The organism is Sulfurovum sp., assembly GCF_041562805.1.
GTDB lineage: Bacteria > Campylobacterota > Campylobacteria > Campylobacterales > Sulfurovaceae > Sulfurovum.
The window spans coordinates 1-6,305 of the sequence record NZ_JBFFOH010000144.1; the positions used below are offsets into that span (position 1 = coordinate 1).

At 33.3% G+C, this 6,305-nt stretch carries 6 protein-coding genes; 1 reads left to right on the forward strand and 5 read right to left on the reverse strand.

All coding sequences use genetic code 11. The annotated features are described in order from the left end of the window. Positions 1-604: LysR substrate-binding domain-containing protein (locus ABYK33_RS12795; protein WP_373033655.1), on the forward strand; the 604-nt coding region annotated here is incomplete at its 5' end. Positions 605-709: 105 nt separating this feature from the next. Here the strand turns inward: ABYK33_RS12795 and ABYK33_RS12800 are convergent. The 5 genes from ABYK33_RS12800 to ABYK33_RS12820 form a co-directional block, all read right to left on the reverse strand. Continuing rightward, a complete protein-coding gene (locus ABYK33_RS12800; protein ID WP_373033656.1) occupies positions 710-2,608 on the reverse strand; it encodes a UvrD-helicase domain-containing protein in 1,899 nt (632 codons plus the stop codon). Positions 2,609-2,715: 107 nt separating this feature from the next. After that, a complete protein-coding gene (locus ABYK33_RS12805) occupies positions 2,716-3,096 on the reverse strand; it encodes a hypothetical protein (RefSeq protein ID WP_373033657.1) in 381 nt (126 codons plus the stop codon). A gap of 76 nt (positions 3,097-3,172) precedes the next feature. Then, positions 3,173-3,883, reverse strand: a complete 711-nt coding sequence (locus ABYK33_RS12810; RefSeq protein ID WP_373033658.1) for a hypothetical protein — start codon at positions 3,881-3,883, stop codon at positions 3,173-3,175. Between the two features lie 95 nt (positions 3,884-3,978). After that, on the reverse strand, positions 3,979-5,532 hold the full coding sequence (locus ABYK33_RS12815) for a protein kinase (RefSeq protein WP_373033659.1): 1,554 nt from the start codon (positions 5,530-5,532) through the stop codon (positions 3,979-3,981). Positions 5,533-5,628: 96 nt separating this feature from the next. Beyond that, positions 5,629-6,048 carry an FxLYD domain-containing protein gene (locus ABYK33_RS12820; protein WP_373033660.1) on the reverse strand — a complete coding sequence of 140 codons (420 nt, stop codon included), beginning with the start codon at positions 6,046-6,048 and terminating at the stop codon, positions 5,629-5,631. Positions 6,049-6,305 lie beyond the last annotated feature (257 nt).

Below are 6,305 nucleotides of genomic sequence, written 5' to 3' on the forward strand. Positions count from 1 at the left end.
TATCACCGCGAGCGTCACCATTGCCGACTATCTGATGCCGAATCTTTTAAATGACTATTTCGGTGCGTATGAGGGCTTGCACATCAAACTCAGAAGTGCCAACACCTCCGATGTTATCAGGCAGGTGAGAGAAGGGGAGTGCGACCTTGGCTTTGTAGAGGGCGATTTTCTTGATAGTGCGATTGAGTCTAATGTTTTGATAAAAGATGAGCTGGTTGTGGTGAGCCGTGATGCTGGTCTTCAAAATCAATCGCCTCTTTATATAGACCAGCTTCTTCATAAAAAATGGATCTTGCGTGAAGAGGGTTCGGGAACACGCTCTGTCTTTTTAAATGCTATTGCCCCTCTTGCTAAAGAGATCAACATCTTTATGGAGTTTGAAAACACTGAGGCCATTAAAAACTTTCTTTTGAGTTCTGATGCTTATATTTCGGCGCTGCCTCGGATCTGTGTGGTAAATGAGCTCAAGGAGAAGAGGCTTTTTGAGGTTGCGGTTAAAAATATGGTGTTTGAGAGGGACTTTGTTTTAGTTAAGCGCAAGGACCGTACAGAGTCGGCGTTGATGAAGCACTTTAAAGATTTTGTGATGCAGCGGTTTGCGTAGTAGTGTTCTGTCTATAACGTTTGAATTGAGAAATAAATTAGCCGCAGGGTAATTTATTGGCTCCACTGTTTTGTTAGATTTGTATAGCTTTAGGTATGAGTACAATTATTTTCCTAACTCTCGTTCAAAAAAATCATTATATTTGCTCTCTTTTTTTCCAAAAACCATTAAGTTAAACTTGCTTCTTGTTATACCAGTATAGACAATTTCTTCATTATCATTATCATCTATAATCAAAAAAAGCGTTGGAATTTCATAACCTTTAAAGCTATGGATTGTAGATATTTTTAAAACTCCACTGTTTAAATTGAAGCCAACTTTTTTTCTCTTTCTGACATTTTCAACTTCCATTGGTCGTTGCATTGCGAGTTCTTTTGTTTCGAATGTACTAAGAGTATTTTCATTAAAAGTGTTCCGAATTATATAATCTACTTCTCTTAGCATATTTGTATTTGATGATAAAATGCATATATCATTAGGATGTATATCATAATTTCTTATTTCTTTAAATATACTCTCAACAACTGCTTCTAACTCTTGCAATGTGTAATGTTTATATTTATAAAGGTCCAAGTTTAATGAGGGTGCACTCGTAATGGTTTCAAGAAAATCAAGTTCGTATTTGTCTTTCAGAAAATTGGCTTGGAAGCTTTTTGCTAGGTTTTGTATTCTGTCTCCATCCCCTAAGTATCTAACTGATTTCTTTAAATACTGCCATGTGCCAAATCCTTGAACTAATACTGGCATCCTATCTTTGAGTTCTCGATTATAGATATTTTGTTTGGGATCTCCGAGCAAAACCATCTCTCCATTTTCTACTAAGAAAAAAGTTCTTATGATTTTTATCCATTCTGAACTATAGTCTTGAATTTCATCGATAAATATTGATTGATATTTTGGTATTGCATCTATATAGCTTTCAAATAAACTTGGATTTGAATAATACTGTTTGTCTAAGTATTCTGAAATTTCACGTTTTGAAAGTGACTCAGGAATATCGAAGTCTATTCCTAGATTATTTAAAGTCAGCGTTATCAGTTGATGATAGTTTGTAATGTAAAAAACATTCCAACTAAAGTCTTCTCTAACATCACTTATTTTGTCATGAATGTATTGCTTGAGTGTAATATTATACGAAAGTATCAATACTCTATCTCCATGCCTTTTATGGGCATTAACAGCTCTTTTTGCCAACAATACTGTTTTCCCAGAACCAGCGACACCACTAATTTTCTGAAAAACACTTTGACTATTGATTAGTTTTTGTTGATCCTTATTGTATATGATATCTTTGCCTTGATTCATTGTGTGAAATGGTGGTTGAAGATATCTATGGAATTCTTTATAGATTGATTCCTTGAATAATTTTTCTTGATCATTTTTTGGTAATGAAATTTTTTCGATTGAATCATTGCCAATTGCAATGAAGCTGATATCTCTTTCAAGCTTTGATTTCTTACGCTTTATATAGTCAAGCTTTTTTTCATATTCCTGATGTGAAATTGATTTGTTTTTAAATTCAGAATGACAATTTTGTTCTAAATCTCTAAAATGATCCAGAGGAGAGTTAAAAAGGGATGTGATTTCTTTCTTGCAGGCATAATGGAAATATACATAGACATTTATTCTTCCATAAAAATGCTTGTTTTTTATTTTTTCTTGGAGCAGGCCATTTATATGGAGATTAAACATATTGTCTTTATAATTAAAAACTTGTTGAAATGGCGATTTTAGTCTTGCTTTATTTTGCTTCAAATACCAATGATTATTTTCATCTATTTCGTATAAAGACAAATCCCAATCTTTGACCTCAATTATTGTAACACCCACATGTTTCTGCATTAAGATTATATCTGGCATGTCACCATTAAGAAACGGTTGAAAATATATTTCTACTTCATCAGTAAGAGTCTCAACCAAATGATGAACTAAAAACGATTCTCCTGCTGTGGGTTTTACTTTTAGTCTTTGTATATTTTCTAGTGATGGAAAAACATTAGCCATTTTGTTCCATGTATCATATATCCTTGTAATCTAACGTTTAAAATGAGCAATCAAAAAGCCGCTCGCGGGTTTTTGATTGGTCTCCTTTGGTTTGTTAAGTGTTTCATTCATCCTAATATTGTTCTCCACCCAGCATCTTCCCCCATCCACAACCAAAAGAGATAACTTGCGTATTTCAAAAACAAGTACGGAATACCAATGAGAGCTACAATTGCAAGAATAAAGTTGGATAGTTTTATAACAACTACTGAATAGCCAGACTCTTTTCGAAGCCAAATCATTGTTTCGGAAATAAAATCAAGTATAGCGATATGAGGCAAAGGATATAGCTTTGGATGTACATGCAATCCAAGACCATAAAAAACCCAAGCAAAAGCACTTAAAATAAATATTCCACCCGTTCCATACATCAATAGCCAGAATGGCGATTGAAATACTAATTCAAGTAAATTTTTTGGATTCAGCAATGGGTGTTGTTTTGGATGCATTACCTTCTCCACTTAACGTTTAAAATGACCAATCAAAAAGCCGCGTGCGGGTTTTTGATTGGTCTCCTTTGGCTTGTTAGACATTTGCACATGTTAAATACTCAATTAGCCATGAATATTTACTTTTGGTTTTATCATCAATATCTGATGCTAAAATATTTTTTGAGTACTCTATTAATGAAACTCTATTTTTGACATCAATAAAATCAATAAAATAGAATCCATCGTTGTCCTTAGTTATAGTTTTGTTGTTTTCAACATAATTTTTAAAGTTTTCGTCTTCATGTAGACTTTTTGAAACCACACATCTCATGTTTTTAGCTTCATTGGTTTCTAAAAGATATGCTTCGGATAATGCTGGCCCAAATACTGTAGTATCATCTTGATACAAGTTACCTCCGGCAATAGCACCTCTAATGAAAACGGGTTCTTTTAGTTCACTAAGCAGTGTCTTAATAACGTATGAAGAAATACCTATAAGCTTTGACAAACTACGGTCGGTTTCCTTTGCAGTTGAAATTACAATTGAGTCAGACATTACTAGTAGCTTGATTTGGTTTTGGCTAATAAAGCGTTCACCAGTAGAAAGACCGATATTTTTATATAATTCAGTACTTGCTTCAATGATATTAAATATACTTCTAACTTCATGGTAATCTTTATTAAGAATGTTTTTCATTCCAAGAATATCTAAGAAAGCTACATAACTTTCAATGTAATTAGTATCTGCAAATTTTTCATCAATTCTTTGTTGAATGTTTTTTGTTATAGATTCTAGTGGGTTCATTTGTCTGTACCTTGTTTTTTTATGTCTAACGTTTAAAATGAGCAATCAAAAAGCCGCCCGCGGGTTTTTGATTGGTCTCCTTTGGTTTGTTAGACTTAGCTCCACATTGCCACTTCAGGCTTTCTTTTTAATTTTTTTAAGGGTGCTAATAAATCTTCACTCAACATTTTATTTTCGTTATATTTACGATATATCTCACTAGTGATTTCTTCGGCATTCGACCTGTAGTTCCCAATAATAGGGCCAGCCCAAGGTGAAATAAAAAAGATTGTTTTTGTCAAAAATCGAATCCGAATTTCTGCATTGTCAACTTTGATTTTTTTTCCTTTGTATTCTGTCCAACCATTATCGTAGTTACTTCGACTTATGTATCTATTTTTGAACAAAGCGACTTCTTCTATTTCATAATCATTATTGAAAATTCCAAAAGAAGGCATAGGATTAGACTCGATGATGATAATACTTCCACCAATATCACCGTATTTATATATCCATATCGAGTGTATATCAATTTCAAAGCTATCAAGTAGCCATTTTCGGTTTTGAACAAATTTACTAGTAAATTGACTAACAGTTGAGATACCATTATCTTTTTTTATAGATTCAACTTTATTATCTGAACTGCCTTGACTCCACCACAGACTTAATTCATTAACATTACTTGCTAAATCAGTCATAATCTCATTAATTATTTTTTTGTCTTGAAAGCCTTTAAATTGTTGCCTCCAAATGTCAGGAGTGTATTTGTCAATAACTTCATCAAACAATCTAAGAGTTTTAAATTGTTGTTCTCTTTCTATCGCCTCTTGACGTGTTTTATCGACATTTTTTAAATGTTCTACTATTTCAGTTGTACTTTGGAACCTTTCTTCGGCCTCATGTTGCAGTAATTTGCTTATTACGTCTTGATATTTACGGTATTTTTCATCATAGCTAGTTAAATTGATAAGCGATTGGCCCCTTAGTGTTTTTCCCGTAATTAACCAATACAGTATTTGACCAAACGCATAGAGATCTGCTGATATTTTGATTTCATCAAAATTTTTTTCAGACTGTTCTGGTGCTGAAAAATAATAATTTGCGAGTCGTTCTTTAGCTTCCGTATCATGAAGTTTTATGTAACGTGCGGCATCGAATTTGGCAATATCAAAATCTCCTAAAACAAGTTTTCCTTCTAAAATAAATATGTTCTCAGGTTTTAGATCACGATGAATAATTCCATGATCGTGAATTGTTTTTAAGAGTTTCATCATCGATCCAAATAATCTTTCAAACAGTTCAAAAGAGATTTCATTCTCATCTTTGAAATCTTTTAATGTTTTGTCTGCTTTCAGCATTATGATATATGGAATTGTTGTGCTTTCATCAATGACTAGATGATCCAAATGGATTTGCGGAAGAATCGCACCTGTATGTTGAATAGAGAGCATATTAATGTGAGCTTGTTTAAATCTTTTGTAGGCTTTTGAGTATGGTTCTGTAATATTTTCTAAAAGGAATTTTATTGCAAATTCATGATCATCTTCAAAGATAGCTCGTCTTACAATAGAAGTACCTCCTTGACCGAGTTGCTCTTTAATTTCAAACATCCCTAAAGCATTAGAAATAGATTTATGAGTTTTAATGAAGTTCGAAAGTTTGCTAATCAAAAAGAATCCTATTGTAATGATGTCTAACGTTTAAAATGAGCAATCAAGAATCCGCTTGCGGGTTCTTGATTGGCTCCACTGATTTGTTAACATTCTCTAAAATCCACTCGCATAAATTTTGTATGAGCTATGTTCAACAGTTTTGTTACCGTCACAACGTTTGCATTCAATTTCAAAATTACTTTGCTTATATGCATGCAGGTTAGAAACATATTCACTGCACTGTTTTACGAATGTCCCGTTTTCATCATACAGATCAGCTTTTACTGTCAATGAGCGGAGGGAGTTCTCTGAGTTGTTTTTGATTGTGCCAAGAATGACAGTGATCCCATTGCGATCAACTTCACGATGATCTGAGATAATGGTTCTCTCAATAGTGTCTGCTTCTTGATCCCACATTTGCTGGATCATCATTTGACTTACAATGGCGAAAATGATACCTGCTGTTAATCCGGCTCCTATCCCAATAAGTAGACCATCACCAATTTTTTTGAATATCATTTTTATTGTTTCCAATGTTTGTCCTTTGCTATGTTAACTCTTTATTGGTGCACATTCTATACAACTTAGTCTTAAATTCGCACTTAATAGAACATATGAAATGATGTATATTATTGTTTGTTTTTTTTTATAAACTGTCATTTTTTTAAGTGTTTAGTCCTCAAAAAGCGTAAATTAGTTGTGTCGGCGTTGATGAAGCACTTTAAAGATTTTGTGATGCAGCGGTTTGCGTAGTTCTAGCCTTGGGTCCGTCTCTGTCGGTTGAACTTTGA

Excerpts from the sequence above, each read along its gene's own strand:
- ABYK33_RS12805 (WP_373033657.1), bottom strand. The coding sequence starts at position 3,096 with ATGCATCCAAAACAACACCCATTGCTGAATCCAAAAAATTTACTTGAA.
- ABYK33_RS12800 (WP_373033656.1), bottom strand. The coding sequence starts at position 2,608 with ATGGCTAATGTTTTTCCATCACTAGAAAATATACAAAGACTAAAAGTA.
- ABYK33_RS12810 (WP_373033658.1), bottom strand. The coding sequence starts at position 3,883 with ATGAACCCACTAGAATCTATAACAAAAAACATTCAACAAAGAATTGAT.